Source organism: Duganella sp. SG902 (assembly GCF_013376005.1).
Lineage (GTDB): Bacteria > Pseudomonadota > Gammaproteobacteria > Burkholderiales > Burkholderiaceae_D > Rugamonas.
This window is the reverse complement of sequence record NZ_JABMJK010000009.1, coordinates 259155-276893: the sequence shown is the minus strand read 5'-3', so window position 1 is coordinate 276893 and position 17739 is coordinate 259155. Positions and strand designations below refer to the sequence as shown.

Sequence of the window (17739 nt, the reverse complement as noted above, 5' to 3'; positions counted from 1 at the left end):
TTTATATTTATTTGGGACGTAATCGTGGGCGAAAAGGCGATCATCCGGCTAGGCGACAAAACCTCGCACAACGGCACCGTACTGGAAGGCTTCCAGGACAGCATCTGCATGGGCAAGCCGATCGCGGGCGTTGGCCACAAGGTCAGCTGCCCCAAGTGCCGGGGCACGCACACCATCGTCGAAGGCGAGACCAGCTTCATCGCGATGGGCAAAAACGTCGCCGTCGAAGGCATGAAAACCTCTTGCGGCGCGGTCCTGATCGCCAGCCAGCAGACCGATACGGCCGGCGGATGAAACGACGGGCAGCATTGGGCGCGGGTCTTCTTGCCCTGTGCCTGTTCGCCCATGCCGGACCGGTCCCGTCTGGCGCTCTGCGGTCACCCGACGGCAAAAGCGCTGCCTGGCAGGTCAAGGACGACGAGATCCGCCTGTACCGCAATGGCGAGACACGCTCGCTCAAGTGCGGTCCGTTCATCCGTGAATTCTGGTTCTGGAAGGATGGCAGCCAGATCGCCATCGACTGCGGTGGCAGCCACTTTGCCGGCCGCGAAATCCTCTATGACAGCGCGACCCTCAAGCAGTTGGACAGCTTCGACCAGGCCGTGGTGCCGCTGGAAAAGCGTCCGGAATGGTCGTCATCGGGGCTTACGCGCTCAGCGGGGGAATGAAACGGTATAATGTCCGGTTCATATTCAACTTTTGGCCGTACATCATCATGCAAGATAAATATAGTCCCGCCGACGTAGAAAAAGCCGCTCAATCCCACTGGAAGGCCATCGACGCCTACAAAGCCGTCGAAAACGACCCGCGCTTCCCTAAAGGTAAGTACTACGCCTGCTCGATGCTGCCTTACCCATCGGGCAAGCTGCACATGGGCCACGTCCGCAACTATACGATCAACGACGTGATGTACCGCTACCTGCGCATGAACGGCTACAACATCCTCATGCCGATGGGCTGGGATGCGTTCGGCATGCCGGCGGAAAACGCGGCGATGGCCAACAACGTGCCGCCGGCGCAGTGGACCTATTCCAACATCGCCCACATGCGCTCGCAGATGGAGCTGATGGGCCTGGCCATCGACTGGTCGCGCGAAATGACCGCGTGCAAGCCGGAGTACTACAAGTGGAACCAGTGGATGTTCCTGAAGATGCTGGAAAAAGGCATCATCTACAAGAAGACCGGCACCGTGAACTGGGACCCGATCGACCAGACCGTGCTGGCCAACGAGCAGGTGATCGACGGCAAGGGTTGGCGCTCGGGCGCGGTGATCGAGAAGCGCGAGATCCCGATGTACTACGCGCGCATCACCGACTACGCCGAGGAACTGCTGGAACACGTCGACAACAAGCTGCCGGGCTGGCCTGAGCGCGTGCGCATCATGCAGTCCAACTGGATCGGCAAGTCGACCGGCGTGCGCTTCGCCTTCACCCACGACATCAAGGACGCCGACGGCAACTTGATCAACGACGGCAAGATGTACGTCTTCACCACCCGTCCGGACACCGTGATGGGCGTGACCTTCTGCGCCGTCGCCGCCGAACACCCGCTGGCCGTGCTGGCCGCGCAGACCAACCCGGAGCTGGCCGCCTTCAACGCCGAGTGCAAACTGGGCTCCGTGATCGAAGCCGACATGGCCACGATGGAGAAGAAGGGCATGCCGACCGGCCTGTTCGTCACCCATCCGATCACCGGCGACAAGGTGGAAGTCTGGGTCGGCAACTACGTGCTGATGACCTACGGCGACGGCGCCGTGATGGGCGTGCCGGCGCACGACGAGCGCGATTTCGCGTTCGCCAAGAAATACAACCTGCCGATCAAGCAGGTCATCAAGGCCGAAGGCCAGGAATTCTCCACCGACGCGTGGCAGGAATGGTATGGCGACAAGGAAGTCTCCATCGTCACCAACTCCGGCAAGTACGACGGCCTGCGTTACGCCGAAGCGGTGGACGCGGTGGCCGCCGACATGGCCGCCAAGGGCCTGGGTGAGAAGAAAATCACCTTCCGCCTGCGCGACTGGGGCATCTCGCGCCAGCGCTACTGGGGCACGCCGATCCCGATGATCAACTGTGCCGATTGCGGCTCGGTACCGGTGCCGGAAAAAGACCTGCCGGTGGTGCTGCCGGAAGACTGCGTCCCTGATGGCAGCGGCAACCCACTGAACAAGTACGAAGCCTTCCTGAAGTGCGATTGCCCACAGTGCGGCAAACCGGCCCGTCGCGAAACCGACACCATGGATACCTTCGTCGATTCGTCGTGGTACTACATGCGCTATACCTCGCCGGGCTCGAACGAAGCCATGGTCGACAGCCGCAACGATTACTGGATGCCGATGGACCAGTACATCGGCGGTATCGAACACGCTGTGCTGCACCTGCTGTACGCGCGCTTCTGGACCAAGGTGATGCGCGATCTGGGCCTGGTCAAGTTCGACGAGCCCTTCGTCAACCTGCTGACCCAAGGCATGGTGCTGAACGAAACCTACTACCGCGAAGACGCCGCCGGCAAGAAGACCTGGTTCAACCCGGCCGACGTTGACCTGACCCTGGATGACAAGGGCCGCCCACAAGGCGCGGTGCTGAAGGACGACGGCCAGCCGGTGCAGATCGGCGGCACCGAGAAGATGTCGAAGTCGAAGAACAACGGCATCGACCCGCAAGCGCAGATCGAACAATACGGCGCCGACACCGCGCGCCTGTTCACCATGTTCGCCTCGCCGCCGGAACAGACGCTGGAATGGTCGGGCAGTGGCGTGGAAGGCGCCAACCGCTTCTTGAAGCGCGTGTGGAACTTCGGCTATGCGCAGCGTGAAGCCATCGCCGCCGCCGGCTCGCCGCTGGCCGCCGCCGCCACCACCGACGCCGGCAAGACCCTGCGCCGCGAAGTGCACAAGGTGCTGCAGCAGGCCGACTACGACGTCAAGCGCATCCAGTACAACACCGTGGTGTCGGCCTGCATGAAGATGCTGAACACGCTGGAATCGGCCAAGGACGTGGAAGCGGCCGTGCTGTCGGAAGGCTATGCGATCTTCCTGCGCCTGCTGAACCCTGTGGCGCCGCACATCACCCACGTGCTGTGGAAGGAGCTGGGCTACGCCGGCGACATCCTGGACGCGCAATGGCCGCAGGTTGATCCGGCCGCGCTGGAACAGTCGGAAATCGAGATGATGATTCAGGTGAACGGCAAGCTGCGCGGCAGCGTGGTGGTGGCCAAGGGCGCCGACAAGGCGGCCATCGAGGCAGCCGCGCTGGCCAACGAGGCGGTGCAGAAATTCATCGAAGGCGCGCCGAAGAAGGTCATCGTCGTACCGGGCAAACTGGTCAACATCGTCGTGTAAGGCAGAGATATGGCAACGACTTCGAAGTTCTTGAGCGCGGCGGTGCTGGCGGCGGCGCTGACGCTGTCGGGCTGCGGCTTCCACCTGCGCGGCGACAGCGGCCATTACACGCTGCCGTTCCCGACGATTTACGTGGGACTGCCGGAGTCGTCGCCTTTGGCGATCGATTTGAAGCGCAACATCCGCGCCAACGGCGGCACCACGGTGGTCAGCGCCGCCAAGGACGCCGACGGCGTGGTCGACGTGCTGTCGAATCCCGAGAAGACCAAGACCAAAACCATTCTGTCGCTGAACAGCAATGGCCGCGTGCGTCAGTATCTGCTGACCTACAACATCGTGTTCCGCGTGCTGGACAAGCAGGGCACGGAGCTGCTGGGACCAACCACGATCACGCTGACGCGCCCGATCGACTTTAACGAAACCCAGCTGCTGGCAAAAGAGCAGGAAGAAGCCCTGCTGTACAAGGACATGCAGACCGACCTGGTACAGCAGATGATGCGCCGCATCGCCGCCGTGAAAACGCCGGGCGTGTCGCTGGCGCCGACGCCGCTGCCGGCCGACAAGCAGCCATCGGCGCAGCCGTCGACGATTCCGCCGGCCGTGCCGATTCAGTAAAGGCGCCGCATGCAATTACGGTTGGAGGCGCTGGACGGCCATTTGAGCAAATCGCTGTCGCAGCTGTACGTGATCACCAGCGACGAGCATTTGCTGGCGCTGGAAGCCGCGGACAAGATCCGCAAGGCGGCGCGCGCGCAGGGCTATTCCGAGCGCGACGTGCTGACCGTGGAGCGCAGCTTCAAGTGGGGCGAGCTGCTGGCGGCCAATCAGGCGCTGTCGCTGTTTGGTGACAAGAAGCTGATCGAGCTGCGCATCCCGACCGGCAAGCCGGGCAAGGATGGCGGCGCGGCACTGCAGAATTATGTGAAGGATCTGAGTCCGGACAACCTGACTTTGATCACGCTGCCGAAGCTGGATTGGCAGACGCAGAAGGCGGCGTGGGTGACCGCGCTGCAGCAGGCGGCGGTGTATATCGACATCCCGCAGGTGGAACGGGCGCATTTGCCCAATTGGATAGGCCAGCGCCTTGCCCAACAAGGGCAGAGCGCGGACCGGCAGAGTATTGATTTCATCGCGGATCGCGTGGAAGGCAATCTGCTTGCGGCCCATCAGGAGATTCAGAAACTGGCTTTGCTGCACGAGCCGGGCAAGCTGACTTACGAGCAGGTGCACGAGGCGGTGCTGAATGTGGCGCGCTATGATGTGTTCAAGCTTAGTGAGGCGATGCTGGCCGGCGATCCGGCGCGCTTGATCCGCATGCTGGATGGCCTGAAAGGCGAGGGCGAGGCCTTGCCGCTGGTGCTGTGGGCGGTGTCGGACGAGATCCGCACGCTGCTCAAGCTGAAGGCGGGCATGGCGCAAGGCCGGCCGCTGGGGGCGCTGCTGAAGGAGCATCGCATCTGGGGGCCGAAGGAACGCATGATGGATCCGGCGCTGCGCCGCATTTCGCTGCCGACGTTGGAGGCGGCGATGAAGGATGCCGCGCAGGTGGATAAAATGATCAAGGGACTGCGCACTAAGGCGCATGCCGGCGACGCTTGGGACGCGATGCTGCAATTGGCGCTCAAGGTCGCCCGCGGCTGAAACCCGTCGTACCGGCGAAAGCCGGTACCCATGGAAGGCATGCATTAACACAGCGCATGCGTTCTATGGATTCCGGCTTGCGCCGGAATGACGCTGCTAGGATAACGATGGATACCAAACACTACATGGAACAACTGGGCCAGCAGGCGCGCAAGGCTTCGCGCGCCATGGCCCGCGCCAACAGCGCGCAGCGCAACCGCGCGCTGTCGCTGATCGCGGACGCGATCGAGCGCGACGCCGACGCCCTGCGCGCCGCCAATAAACTCGACATGGACGCCGCCGCCGCCAACGGCCTGGAACCGGCCATGCTGGACCGCCTGGCGCTGTCGGACAAGGCCATCGCCACCATGGTGGAAGGCCTGCGCCAGATCGTCGCGCTGCCCGACCCGATCGGAGAAATCTCCGGCCTGAAATTCCGCCCGACCGGCATCCAGGTCGGCCAGATGCGCGTGCCGCTGGGCGTCATCGGCATCATCTACGAATCGCGCCCGAACGTGACGGTGGACGCGGCGGGCCTGTGCATCAAGAGCGGCAACGCCACCATTCTGCGCGGTGGCTCGGAAGCCATCCACTGCAACCGCGCGCTGGCCAAGCTGGTGAAGGAAGGACTGGAAGGCGCCGGCCTGCCGGCCGACGGCGTGCAAGTGGTGGAAACCACCGACCGCGCCGCCGTCGGCGCCCTGATCACCATGCCGCAGTACGTGGACGTGATCGTGCCGCGCGGCGGCAAGGGCCTGATCGCGCGCCTGATGGAGGAAGCCACGGTGCCGATGATTAAGCACCTGGATGGCATCTGCCACGTCTACATCGATAGCAAGGCCGACATGAAGAAGGCGCTGGACATCGCGTTCAACGCCAAGTGCCACCGCTACGGCACCTGCAACACCATGGAGACGCTGCTGGTGGCGCGTTCGATCGCCCCGGCGGTGCTGCCGGAACTGGCCAAGCTATACGCGACCAAACAGGTCGAGCTGCGCGCCGACGCCGAAGCGAAGGCGATCCTGGCCGGCTACCCGCATCTGGTGGACGCCACCGAGGAAGACTGGTCGACCGAATACCTGGCGGCCATCCTGGCGGTGAAAATCGTGGCCGACATGGACGAGGCGATGGACCACATCAACACCTACTCGTCCAAGCACACCGAGTCCATCGTCACCGAGGACCACTCGGCGGCGATGCGCTTCCTGCGCGAAGTGGATTCGGCCTCTGTCATGGTCAACGCCTCGACCCGTTTCGCGGACGGCTTTGAGTACGGCCTGGGCGCCGAAATCGGCATCTCCAACGACAAGCTGCACGCGCGCGGCCCGGTGGGGCTTGAAGGTTTAACATCGCTAAAATATATCGTTTTGGGACATGGGGAAGTTCGTTGTTGATATCGGGCAGGAGAGAGGGCTATGCTGACTAGACTGAAGGTCAAGGGTTTCAAGAGCTTAGAGGATATAGAGGTTCACTTTGGCCCATTTACTTGTGTAGCTGGTATAAATGGGGTCGGCAAATCTAACCTTTTTGATGCCATCCTTTTCTTGAAAGATCTTGCTGATACATCAATAATTGATGCAGCAACAAGAATCCGCAATAGCAGCCGGCAGAGGGCGAGTATATCCTCACTGTTTACGAAGACGGCAAAAGATCAATTTCAACTGATGGAGTTTGAAGTTGATTTCCTCGTGAATGGCATCGTTGTTGATGATTTTGGGCGCGAGGCAAAGCCCAAGGTCACATACCTAGAGTACCAATTGGGGTTGCGTTACATTCCTGCAACAGCTTCGACGCCTGAAGGAATCGAGTTGGTTCATGAATCGTTGGATTTTATCCAAAAAGGCGATGCTAAGCGGCGCCTCGGATTCCCAATGTCTAAAGAATTCTTTGAGTCCATTTATAGGGGTGGAAGTAAAGTTAACTTCATTTATATTGATCCTAAAGAGCCTAATGTGGCGAAAATTCGCCAAGATCAAACAAGTGGACAGCCGATCAGTATTCCTATTTCTAAGGCTGAACGAACTATCTTAAGTAATATCAATACAATAGATCGACCAACAGCACTTGCAGCAAGAAGAGAGATGCAGTCGTGGATAAATTTGCAACTAGAGTCTAGCTCTTTGCGCCGTCCTGATGACTTCCTAGCTGCCAGTAAGGTGTCTCCGACGGGGGAGCATTTGCCGGCAACATTAGATCGTTTAGGAAAATATGAGGAAGTGGCGAACCAGCTCTCGAACCTGTTACCCGATGTTGGGAAAATATCAGTTGACATTGATGAACGGCGCCAATTGAAAACGCTTTATCTCGAAACTATTAGTGGGATTAAGCATGAAGCAAGGGCATTGTCTGATGGAACCCTCCGATTCTTAGCTTTGTCTATTATTGGAGCTGACGCGGAGTCTGGCGGTGTAATCTGTTTGGAGGAACCAGAAAACGGAATCCACCCTGCTCGGATACCTGCAATTGTAGAGCTGCTGAGCGAGATGGCTGTTGATACCGAATATGCAGTAAGTGAAGATAACCCGCTTCGTCAGATAATTATAAATACACATTCTCCTTTGGTTATTCAGAGACTACAAACAGATAACATTATTGTTTCTCAGGCGTATAAGCGTGATGGTGCTTCTTTGTCGAATTTTTATCCGATAATTGGGACGTGGCGAACTAAAGCTGGTGTTGATGCTATTTCGGAAAATGAAACAGTAACTTTTGCGGCGCTTTTGGATTTTCTAGGAAAAGATGATCCTGCTGATACCGTTGCGGGAAGATTGAATTTGATGCAGGTATATAAGCATCAAATGGAATTGGTTGCGAAGTAATCATTCTATGAAGATACTTCGATGCACTCTTTTGGCGGATGGTACCTCAGATGAGGTCCTTATTCCGATAATCGACTGGCTTATTTCTGAGAATTTTCCACATATTCGTTTTCAATCTACCTTCGCTAAAGAATTGGGTAAGATAGGCATGAGTCTGGAAAATAGAATCCCGGCTGCAATTAAGTTTTTTCCATGCGATATCCTTCTCGTGCATCGGGACGAGGAAGGACAAGGGGTAGAAAAAAGATTGGAAGAAATAAATACGGCCTTAGATAAGCTAGATGCTATTTGTACTCCGATTATTCCGGTGCGAATGACTGAAGCATGGCTGTTATCAGACGAGATGGCGATTAGGTCTGCGGCAGGAAATCAGAATGGTCGAGTCGACCTTAAATTGCCCCATAAGCGATTGTGGGAGACACAACTTGATCCTAAGGCTCTTCTTTTAAATGCACTTTGTGTTGCTACAGAAAAGAGTGGCCGAGCGTTAAAGAAGTTTAGCCCGGAAAAGGAAAGAGCATTGGTTGCTCGGCGAACGACTAGCTTTGCTGCTCTACGAGGACTTAAGTCGTTTGATTTATTTGAAGATTCTCTTGTTCGAAACATAAGCAAGGTAATAGAAAATGTTATGGATTAAAGCACTGCACATCTTCTTCGTGATTGCCTGGATGGCCGGCGTGTTCTACCTGCCGCGCATCTTCGTCAACCTGGCGATGGAGACCGACAAGAACACCACCGCGCGCCTGCTGCTGATGGCGCGCAAGCTGTATCGCTTTTCGATGTGGCTGTCGGTGTTCGCGGTGCTGTTCGGCGCGATCCTGGTGTATATGCAGTACGGCGTGCACATGCCGGGCTGGTTGCACGCCAAGCTGACGCTGGTGGTGCTGGTGATCGGTTATCACCATATGTGCGGCGGCATCCTCAAGCGCTTCGAGCGCGGTGAGAACAAGCGTAGCCACAAGTGGTTCCGCGTGTTTAACGAGTTGCCGGTGTTTGCGATGCTGGCCATCGTGTTGTTGGTGGTAGTGAAGCCGTTCTGAGAGAACGGTATTTTTTAACGGACAAAAGGTACACCTATGGCATCCTTCTTTTGCCCATGCCCGCGCGGCATGGAAGCGGCGTTGGCCGAAGAACTGCGCGAGATCGCGCAACAAAGCACCACCATGAAGGTGCACAACGAAGTCCCCGGCGGCGTGCACGCTTCCGGTGATCTTGAGGATTCGTATCGCATCAACCTGCACTCGCGCATCGCCTCGCGCGTGCTGATGCGCATGGCCGCCGGCGGCTACAAGAACGAGAACGATATCTATGACCTGACCCTGGCGCAGCCATGGGAAGAATGGTTCGGCTACGACCACACCATCCGCGTCGATCTGACGGCGGTGAAGTCGCCGCTGAAAAGCCTGGAGTTCACCACGCTGAAAATCAAGGATGCGATCTGTGACCGCTTCCTCGACCAGTACAAGAAGCGCCCTTCGGTCGATACCAAGGAACCGGACATGCGCATCTTCGGCTTCGTTGACGCGCACCAGTTCATCGTCTACCTGGACACCTCGGGCGAGGCGCTGTTCAAGCGCGGCTGGCGCACCGAGACCGGCGACGCGCCGCTGCGCGAGAACCTGGCCGCCGGCCTGCTGCGTGTGGCTGGCTGGAAGCCGGGCATGCCGCTGTTCGACCCGATGTGCGGCTCCGGCACCATCCTGTGCGAAGCCGCGCAGATGGTGCAGGGCGTGCCGCCGGGCGCGCGCCGCCGTTTCGCGTTCGAGAAGTTTCATGACTTCGATCCGCAGCCTTGGCAGGAGATGAAGGCCGCCATCAAACCAAATCCGCTGCCGGCCGAGCCAACCATTTTCGGTTCGGATATTTCGGGCGACATGGTGGCGATGGCGCGTCACAATCTGCGCAGCGCCGGCATTCTGTTCGACGTGCCGCTGAAGCAGATCGAGGCGCAGCAGGTGCAGGCGCCGACTGCGCAGCCGGGCATTCTGCTGACCAATCCTCCCTATGGCGAACGTATCGGCGTGCGCGGCGACAGCTCGCTGGAGCAGGATGAACTGGCCAACAGCTTCTATGCGGATTTCAGCAGCACCTTGAAGCAGCGCTTCGCCGGCTGGACGGTGTATCTGTTCACGGCCGATCTGGGCGTGCCCAAGCTGCTGCGGTTGAAGGAATCGCGCAAGACGCCGTTCTTCAACGGGGCGCTGGAGTGCCGTCTGTTCCGCTTCGACATGGTGGCGGGCTTCAACCGCCGCGAAGCCGCCAAACCTAAAGAGTAAGTCCACGTCGTTCCCGCGCAGGCGGGAACCTATGCGCCGTATGCCTGCCCGCTGCCTATGGATTCCCGCCTTCGCGGGAATGACGCGCGGTCACACCTGACAGGAGACCCCTTATGCTCCCGACACCGCCAGCCGACCTCCCCGACCAGGACACCATCGAGGACGTCCCGCCGCCCGAGCCACCGCACCGCAAACCGCTGACCGCCGCCGCGCTGGCCACCATGCTGGCCGGGCTGTCCATGCTAGGCCCGTTCTCAATCGACGCCTATCTCCCCGCCTTCCCCAACATCCAGGCCACACTGCGCGCCACGCCGTTGGAAGTCCAGCAAAGCCTGACCTTCTACATGCTGGCCTTCGCCGGCATGGTGCTGTGGCACGGTGCGCTGTCCGACGCCTTCGGCCGCCGCAACGTCATCCTGGTGTCGCTGGCCATGTTCGCCATCGGCACGCTGGGCTGCGCCTCGGCGCACACGGTGCACTACCTGTGGGTGTTCCGAATCATGCAGGGCGTGTCGGCCGGCGCCGGCGTGGTGGTGGGGCGCGCCATCATCCGCGACCTGTACGAGGACGCCGCCGCCGCGCGCCTGTTGTCGCTGGTGACCATGATCTTCTCCATCGCCCCCGCCGTCGCACCCATCCTCGGCGGCTGGATCGTCACGTTATTCGACTGGCGCGCGATCTTCCTGTCTCTGCTGGGTTACAGCGTGTTGTTGTTCATTTTCTGCTACCGCCGCCTGCCGGAGACCCTGCCGCCGGAAAAACGCCATCCCTTCAACCCGCGCTTTTTAGTGCGTAACTATGGCGAGATCCTGCGTTCGCCGCTGTTCCACTTCAAGACCGGGGTGGTGGCGCTGAACTTCGCCGGCCTGTTTATCTACATCTCGGCGGCGCCCGAGTTCCTGCCGCAGCAGCTGCACCTGGGCGCCTCGCAATTCGGCTGGCTGTTCATTCCCTCGGTGAGCGGGGTGTTCCTCGGCGCGCTGGCGGCCAACCGCATGGCCGGGAAGATGACATTTTCGCGACAGATCGGCATCGGCTTCTGCTTCCTGCTGTCGGCCTCCGTGCTGAACCTGATCTACCACGCCTTCCTGCCGCCGGCGCTGCCGTGGACCGTGCTGCCGATGCTGTTCTATACCTTCGGGATGTCGGTGGTGGCGCCGGGGGCCACGCTGCTGGCGCTGGACCTGTTCCCGCACATCCGGGGCACGGTGGCGTCCTGCCAATCGTTCGCGGTGACGCTGCTGGGCGCCATCGTGGCCGGGGTGATCGCCCCCGTGCTATCACACTCCGCCCTCTGGCTAGCCGCGGGACAGACGGTGTTTAGTGCCTCTGCTCTCGTTTTGTGGTTGACGTCGCGCTATTACCGGAGCATATTATCGCGCTATCAAGTCCGATAATCGTTAACGGCAGGAAAAAGACTTAGTTTAGGAAGAAATTTTACTTGCTGTTAAGTTATTATCAGTCTTTGTGATAATATAATTTTTTAAGGCAATTTTTTCCGGCCCAAAAAACGCCGGAAAAGCGCATGGAGCCTACGTTTGCGGAATTTGGCCGTTAAGTTCCGCCCCTTGTTCGATGTCTACTGGCGGCAATGTTTGATACGATGCATCAACAATCTGACCATGATATACGCAATCGACTGCTGATTGCCCGTCTGCCGGCCATGCCGCAGATACTCATCAAGTTGATTGAGCACTTGCAGGCCGACGACGCCGGCATGCCGGAACTCGCCGCCCTCATCGCCAAGGACGCGGCGATGACCAGCAAGATCCTGACCGTGGCAAACAGCTCCGCCTATCACCGCAACCAGCGCACGGTGGGCCTCGAACAATCGCTGGTGTCGCTCGGCACCGACATGATCAAGACGCTGGTCATCAGCGAATCGGTATTCCAGACCTTTAACAGCTTCCCCCACTCGGGCAGCACCGACTTGCGCGGGTTCTGGAAAGGCTCGCTGACCACCGCCGTCATCGCGCGCGACATCGCCAAGCAGATGGAGTACCCGCACGTCGAGGAAGCCTATCTGGCCGGCCTGCTGCACAACGTCGGCCGCCTGGCCTTGCTGGCCACCGCGCCCAAGGAATACGCCTTCAACTTCACCGCGCGCGACGACGAGGACCTGTGCGCGGTCGAACAGCGTACGCTGCAAATCACCCACTCGGAAGCCGGCGCCTGGCTGATAGAGCGCTGGAACCTGGACTCCTTCCTGGCCGACAGCGTGCTGTATCACCACGAGCCTATCGCCCGCCTGGAGGCGGCGCATCCGCTGATCCGCATGGTGCGCCTGGCGCACCTGCTGTGCTGCCACGACGACCAGGAGCAGGCGATCGCCGAATCGGCGCGCCTGTGCAGCCTCGATGGCGAGAAGCTGGAACTGATCATCAAGAACGCCGCCCGCCAGGTGGCCAAGTCCGCCGACTACCTGGGCATCGACCTGACCGGCGCCGACGACATCGTGGCGCCCACGGCCTACGCGCCGCCGGCGCTCGATCCGGTGCAGCAGCGGCTGTCCGAGGAAGTGCGCAACATCATGCTGGTGTCCGAGATGGGCCAGACCTTCGCCCGTCAACATGGCGAGACCGGCTTGCTGGAGGCCATCACGCGCTCGGCGCGCATCCTGTTCGATTTCGAAAACGCCGTGCTGCTGCTGGAGAATCCAACCGGTCACGCGCTGCATGGCATGGCCACCGGCGATAACCAGCAACGGCTGGCCGAATTCGTCATCCCCTTGAACAAGGGCGGCGCGGTGGCGCAGTCGGCGCTGGAGCGCAAGCTGGCCTACGTCGTACGTGAAGGCCAGGTGCACAACGTGGCGGAAGAGCAGCTGTTCCGCATCCTCGGCAGCGAGAGCATGGTGTGCCTGCCGCTGGTGGCCAATCAGCGCTGCCTGGGGGTGTTGATCGGCGGCGTGCCCGCATGGCAGATGCCGCACCTGCAAAAGCGCGAGCGCTTCCTGCAGTCGTTCGGCACCCAGGCCGCCACCTCGCTGGAAACCGCGATCAGTGAACGCGGCCACGCCAAGCGCCAGATCGCCCACGTGGCGGAGGAATACCGCGAAGCCTCGCGCCGCGTGGTGCATGAGGTGAACAACCCGCTGTCGATCATCAAGAACTACTTGTCGGTCCTGGACGGCAAGCTGGCCAAGCGTGAACCGGTGGTGGGCGAGATGTCCATCCTGAACGAAGAGATCGACCGTGTCGGGCAACTGATCAACGGCCTGGCCGATCTGCAGCCGACGGAAACCGCGCGCACCACCGACGTGGCCAAGGTGGTGGACGACGTGCTGCGCCTGTTCCGCGCCACCGAGTTCGTGCCGGCCTCGGTGCAGATCGTGGTGCGCATGCCGGAGGAGCCGGCCGAGATCGACGGCGACGCCGACCTGCTCAAGCAAATCCTGGTCAACCTGATCAAGAACGCCGTCGAAGCACTGGGCGACGGCGGCAAGATCGAAATTTCGAATCGCGGTCATGTCAACCGCGAGCGCAAGCTGTATCTGGAACTGGTGATCAGCGACACCGGTCCGGGTCTGTCGGCCGAGGTGCTGGCCAACCTGTTCTCCCCTGTACGCAGCAGCAAGGAAGGTGCCCACCACGGGCTGGGACTGTCCATCGTCCATAGCCTGGTCAAGAAAATGCAAGGCCTGATTACCTGCCGATCCGGCAAAACGGGTACTACCTTTGAAATCCTGCTGCCCGCCAAGGGCAGTACCAGCCAAGTCGCCAGCGTACAAACGCGGGTGATGGATTCCGTCTAAGGCCATGATGAACCTGAACTCTTTCGACCTAGCCCCCGTCGAACCTCTGTCCAACGATAATCGCCCGCGCCTGCTGCTGGTTGACGACGAACCGCGTTTGCTGTCGTCGCTGTACGAGCTGCTGCGCGACCGCGATTACCATCTGGTGACCGCCACCTGCGGCAGCGAGGCGCTGGCCCAGCTGACCAAGCTGAAATTCGACCTGATCCTGCTCGACCTGCGCCTGCCTGACATGAGCGGCCACGAGATCATGGACTACATCAACGCCCGCGAGATCGACGGCGACGTGATCGTGATGAGCGGCGACGTCGGCATCGAGGCGGCGATCGGCGCACTGAAACGCGGCGCCTACGACTACCTGCGCAAGCCTTACAGCCGCGAGGAGCTGCTCAAGACGGTGGAGAACGCGCTGCAGAAGCGCCGCCTCGCCATCGACAACGAGCGCATCGCCTCCAAGCTGGAAAACTCGGAAAAGATGTACCGCTATCTGGTGGACTCGTCGCCGGACATCATCTACACCCTGAACCACGAGGGCAAGTTCACCTTCGTCAACGACCGCGTGCAGCAGTTGCTGGGCTTTACGCGCGAAGAGCTGATCGGCCGGCACTACTCGGTGCTGGTGCACGACGAGGACCAGGAGCGCGCGCGCTACGCCTTCAACGAGCGCCGCGTCGATGAACGCGCCTCGCGCAACGTCGAGCTGCGCTTGAAGTGCAATCCCGGCACCGGCGCCGGCGGCGGCATCGAGCGCACCTTCAACAACACGCTGATGACGATTTCGCTGAACGCGATCGGCATGCACATTCCGGATCACGAAGTGAAGACGCGCGAGTTCTTCGGCACCTACGGCGTGGCGCGCGACATCACCGACCGCAAGCGCGCCGAGGAAGTGATCTCGTACCAGGCCTACCACGACATCCTGACCGACCTGCCGAACCGCATGCTGTTCAAGGACCGCCTTGGCCTGGCGGTGATTCAGGCCAAGCGCAAGCTGACCGAATTGGCGGTGATGTTCGTCGACCTGGATCGCTTCAAGCTGGTGAACGACACGCTGGGCCACGTCAAGGGCGACGAGCTGCTGCAGCAGGCGGCGCAGCGCCTCAAGGATTGCCTGCGCCGCGGCGACACGCTGGCGCGCCAGGGTGGCGATGAATTCACCATCGTGTTGCCGGAGCTGCGCGACCGTCAGGACGCCAAGGCCATCGCGGACAAGTTCCTCGAAAGTCTGCAACGGCCGTTCGACCTCGATGGCCATCAGGTGCACATCTCCGCGTCGATTGGTATCGCTATCTATCCGGGCGACGGCGAGACCATCGACGAACTGCTGCGCCACGCGGACATCGCCATGTACCAGGTGAAGGCGCTGGGCAAGAATGGCCACAGCTTCTATCACAACTCGATGCTGGATGTGTCGCACCAGAAGATCGCGCTGGAGCAGGCGCTGCGCAAGGCGCTGGAGCACAACGAGCTGGAAATGTACTATCAGCCGCAGGTCGACGTGGCCACCGGCCGCATCATCGGCGCCGAAGGGCTGATGCGCTGGAACCATCCGCAGCGCGGCCTGCTGTCGGCCGGCGAGTTCCTGCCGTTCGCCGAAGAGAATGGTCTGATGCTGCCGATCTCCGACTGGATGCTGGGCGCGCTGTGCCGCGACCTGCTGCAATGGAACGCCAACGGCGGCGAGGCGCTGCGCCTGTCGCTCAACCTGTCGCCGCAATATCTGGACCGCGGCGACTTCTTCGAGAAGATGCGCGGCGCGCTGACGCGCTACGGCATTTCGCCGGCGCAGATCGAAGTCGAGATCACCGAAAACATCTGCATCCGCAATCCGCAGTATGCGATCGAACAGCTGAACAAGTTGTGCCAGCTGGGCGTGTCGGTGGCGATCGACGATTTCGGCACCGGCTATTCGTCGTTGGCCTATCTCCACCGCTTCCCGATCCACACCATCAAGATCGACCAGTCGTTCGTCAAGGAGATCCACGACGAGAATGGTCACTATCCGGTGATCCTGGCGATCATCTCCATCGCGCGGGGCCTGGGCCTGCACCTGGTGGCGGAAGGCGTGGAGACCGAAGTGCAGGCGCGCTATCTGGAAGCCAATGGCTGCAGCACGATGCAGGGCTATCTGTACCATCGCCCGATCTCGCTGACCAGCTTTATCGATGTATTGCACGAGCAGAGCCGCCGGTCATCGCCCTCGGTCGCTGTGCTGCACCCGGTGCCCGGCACCGTTGAAGAACAACCGGCGATGATTGCGATTCAAGCCTGATAAGAAAGCATGACGAAATACAGTCCCAACGAAGCCGACGCGAACAACGGCAGTACGTACACAGCTGAATTCCTGCGCGTCAAGGGACTGGCGGAACGCGGCGTGGCCAATGCTCAGCATAGCCTTGGCTTCATGTATTTCAACGGACAGGGCGTGGCGCAGAGTTATGAGCTGGCCGTGGTCTGGTATCGCCAGGCCGCGCAGGCGGGACTCGAACACGCGCAGTACAACCTGGGCGTGATGTATCAGAAGGGCCAGGGCGTCGAGCAGAATTTCGAGGAGGCGGCCGCCTGGTATCGCCTCGCGGCGGAGCAGGGCTACGCGGCCGCGCAGTACAACCTTGGCTGGCTGTATGCCAAGGGCCAGGGCGTGCCGAACGACACGCAGCAAGCCATGCACTGGTTCAGCAAGGCGGCCGAACAGGGCGACGCCGGCGCGCAGAATAATCTCGGCATGATGTACGACACCGGCAAAGGCGTGCCGCAGGACTTCAAGCAGGCCATCTTCTGGTATCGCAAGGCGGCCGAGCAGGGGTATGCGCGCGCGCAGTTCAATCTCGGCCTGCGCTATGACAATGGCCAGGGTGTGCCGCAGGATGTGGGCCAGGCCATGTCGTGGTATCGCAAGGCCGCCGACCAGGGCTACGCGCCGGCGCAGTTCAACCTCGCGCTGCGCTTCGACAAGGGCGACGGCATCGCGCAGGATTCGCAGAAGGCCATCCTGTGGTACCGCCGCGCGGCGGAGCAGGATCACGCCAGCTCGCAGTTCAACCTGGGCCTGATCTACGATAACGGCCAGGGCGTGCCGCGCGACGAGCAGAAGGCGTTGGACTGGTACCGCAAGGCGGCAGAGCAGGGGCACGCGGCGGCGCAGAACAATCTCGGCCTGCGCTACCACCATGGCCAGGGCGTGGAGCAGGATTACGAGCAGGCGCAGTTCTGGTATCGCAAGGCGGCGGAGCAGGGCTTCCCGGGCGCGCAGTACCATCTGGGCCTGTTGTACGACGCCGGCCACGGCGTGGTGATGGATCATCAGGAAGCGATTTTCTGGTATCGCAAGGCGGCCGACCAGGGCCACTTGCGCGCGCAGTTCGACCTGGGCCTGCGCTACGAGACAGGGCGCGGCGTGCCGCAGGATTATCGCAAGGCCATGGGCTGGTATCGCCGCGCGGCCGAGCAGGATTATGTCGCGGCCCAGTACAGCCTCGGTCTCCTGTACGACAACGACGAGGGCCCGCAGCCCGATTGCAGCCAGGCGCACCACTGGTATGCCAAGGCGGCGGAGCAGGGCCACACGCAGGCGCAGTTCGCGCTTGGCCTGCGCTATGACAATGGCCTCGGCGTGCCGCAGGATTACGCCCAGGCGCATCACTGGTATCTGCAGGCCGCCTCGCAAGGCCACATCCGGGCGCAATTCAATCTCGGCCTGATGTATCTGGCCGGGCAGGGCGTGCGCGCCGACGCCGCCCAGGCGTGGATGTGGCTGACCATGGCGCAGCGCGCCGGCTACGGCGCCGCCACCCGTTATCTGCCCAACGCGGCCAGCCGCATGGATCCGCAACAGCTGGCGCAGGCGCGCGAGCGCATGGAAGCGCTGCCCGGCTAAAGTTCAAGTTTCTCGTTGGAATGGCCGTTATTTAGACGACGAGCGCAATTTCGCGC

The 17739-nt window shown here is 60.8% G+C and carries 14 protein-coding genes; all 14 read left to right on the top strand.

Annotated elements, in window-relative coordinates; translation table 11 throughout:
- Positions 1-24 precede the first annotated feature (24 nt).
- Complete coding sequence (locus FHW83_RS20115) at positions 25-294, top strand: PAAR domain-containing protein (RefSeq protein WP_176648119.1); 270 nt, start codon at positions 25-27, stop codon at positions 292-294.
- Positions 291-668, top strand: coding sequence for a hypothetical protein (locus FHW83_RS20110; RefSeq protein WP_176648118.1), 378 nt, complete (start codon positions 291-293; stop codon positions 666-668). The genes FHW83_RS20115 and FHW83_RS20110 overlap by 4 nt, the downstream gene beginning before the upstream one ends.
- 47 nt (positions 669-715) lie before the next feature.
- Positions 716-3337, top strand: a complete 2622-nt coding sequence (gene leuS / locus FHW83_RS20105) for a leucine--tRNA ligase (RefSeq protein WP_176648117.1) — start codon at positions 716-718, stop codon at positions 3335-3337.
- Positions 3338-3346: 9 nt separating this feature from the next.
- Complete coding sequence (lptE, locus tag FHW83_RS20100) at positions 3347-3952, top strand: LPS assembly lipoprotein LptE (RefSeq protein WP_176648116.1); 606 nt, start codon at positions 3347-3349, stop codon at positions 3950-3952.
- Positions 3953-3961: 9 nt separating this feature from the next.
- Entirely contained in the window at positions 3962-4978 is a 1017-nt protein-coding gene (holA, locus tag FHW83_RS20095; RefSeq protein WP_176648115.1) for a DNA polymerase III subunit delta, read from the top strand.
- Between the two features lie 65 nt (positions 4979-5043).
- Complete coding sequence (locus tag FHW83_RS20090; RefSeq protein WP_255490472.1) at positions 5044-6351, top strand: glutamate-5-semialdehyde dehydrogenase; 1308 nt, start codon at positions 5044-5046, stop codon at positions 6349-6351.
- Positions 6352-6372: 21 nt separating this feature from the next.
- The gene (locus tag FHW83_RS20085) at positions 6373-7776 is read left to right on the top strand and encodes an AAA family ATPase (RefSeq protein ID WP_176648113.1); all 1404 of its coding nucleotides are present in this window, start codon (positions 6373-6375) and stop codon (positions 7774-7776) included.
- A gap of 7 nt (positions 7777-7783) precedes the next feature.
- Positions 7784-8413 (top strand): hypothetical protein, encoded by a 630-nt coding sequence (locus FHW83_RS20080; RefSeq protein WP_176648112.1) that lies wholly within the window; start codon positions 7784-7786, stop codon positions 8411-8413.
- Positions 8400-8816, top strand: coding sequence for a CopD family protein (locus FHW83_RS20075; protein ID WP_176648111.1), 417 nt, complete (start codon positions 8400-8402; stop codon positions 8814-8816). The genes FHW83_RS20080 and FHW83_RS20075 overlap by 14 nt, the downstream gene beginning before the upstream one ends.
- Before the next feature lie 36 nt (positions 8817-8852).
- Entirely contained in the window at positions 8853-10052 is a 1200-nt protein-coding gene (locus FHW83_RS20070) for a class I SAM-dependent RNA methyltransferase (protein WP_373997239.1), read from the top strand.
- 113 nt (positions 10053-10165) lie between these two features.
- Positions 10166-11449, top strand: a complete 1284-nt coding sequence (locus FHW83_RS20065) for a multidrug effflux MFS transporter (RefSeq protein WP_176648110.1) — start codon at positions 10166-10168, stop codon at positions 11447-11449.
- A gap of 266 nt (positions 11450-11715) precedes the next feature.
- Positions 11716-13806: an HDOD domain-containing protein gene (locus FHW83_RS20060; protein WP_176648109.1), complete on the top strand. Its 2091-nt coding sequence runs from the start codon at positions 11716-11718 to the stop codon at positions 13804-13806.
- A 7-nt stretch (positions 13807-13813) separates the two neighbouring features.
- Complete coding sequence (locus FHW83_RS20055) at positions 13814-16078, top strand: EAL domain-containing protein (protein WP_176648148.1); 2265 nt, start codon at positions 13814-13816, stop codon at positions 16076-16078.
- A 9-nt stretch (positions 16079-16087) separates the two neighbouring features.
- Positions 16088-17683: an SEL1-like repeat protein gene (locus tag FHW83_RS20050; protein WP_176648108.1), complete on the top strand. Its 1596-nt coding sequence runs from the start codon at positions 16088-16090 to the stop codon at positions 17681-17683.
- Positions 17684-17739 lie beyond the last annotated feature (56 nt).

Coding starts and splice junctions, on each gene's coding strand:
- FHW83_RS20065 (WP_176648110.1), top strand. CDS start 10,166: ATGCTCCCGACACCGCCAGCCGACCTCCCCGACCAGGACACCATCGAG.
- FHW83_RS20110 (WP_176648118.1), top strand. CDS start 291: ATGAAACGACGGGCAGCATTGGGCGCGGGTCTTCTTGCCCTGTGCCTG.
- FHW83_RS20075 (WP_176648111.1), top strand. CDS start 8,400: ATGTTATGGATTAAAGCACTGCACATCTTCTTCGTGATTGCCTGGATG.
- FHW83_RS20050 (WP_176648108.1), top strand. CDS start 16,088: ATGACGAAATACAGTCCCAACGAAGCCGACGCGAACAACGGCAGTACG.
- FHW83_RS20085 (WP_176648113.1), top strand. CDS start 6,373: ATGCTGACTAGACTGAAGGTCAAGGGTTTCAAGAGCTTAGAGGATATA.
- FHW83_RS20070 (WP_373997239.1), top strand. CDS start 8,853: ATGGCATCCTTCTTTTGCCCATGCCCGCGCGGCATGGAAGCGGCGTTG.
- leuS (WP_176648117.1), top strand. CDS start 716: ATGCAAGATAAATATAGTCCCGCCGACGTAGAAAAAGCCGCTCAATCC.
- holA (WP_176648115.1), top strand. CDS start 3,962: ATGCAATTACGGTTGGAGGCGCTGGACGGCCATTTGAGCAAATCGCTG.
- FHW83_RS20060 (WP_176648109.1), top strand. CDS start 11,716: ATGCCGCAGATACTCATCAAGTTGATTGAGCACTTGCAGGCCGACGAC.
- FHW83_RS20080 (WP_176648112.1), top strand. CDS start 7,784: ATGAAGATACTTCGATGCACTCTTTTGGCGGATGGTACCTCAGATGAG.
- FHW83_RS20055 (WP_176648148.1), top strand. CDS start 13,814: ATGAACCTGAACTCTTTCGACCTAGCCCCCGTCGAACCTCTGTCCAAC.
- lptE (WP_176648116.1), top strand. CDS start 3,347: ATGGCAACGACTTCGAAGTTCTTGAGCGCGGCGGTGCTGGCGGCGGCG.
- FHW83_RS20090 (WP_255490472.1), top strand. CDS start 5,044: ATGGATTCCGGCTTGCGCCGGAATGACGCTGCTAGGATAACGATGGAT.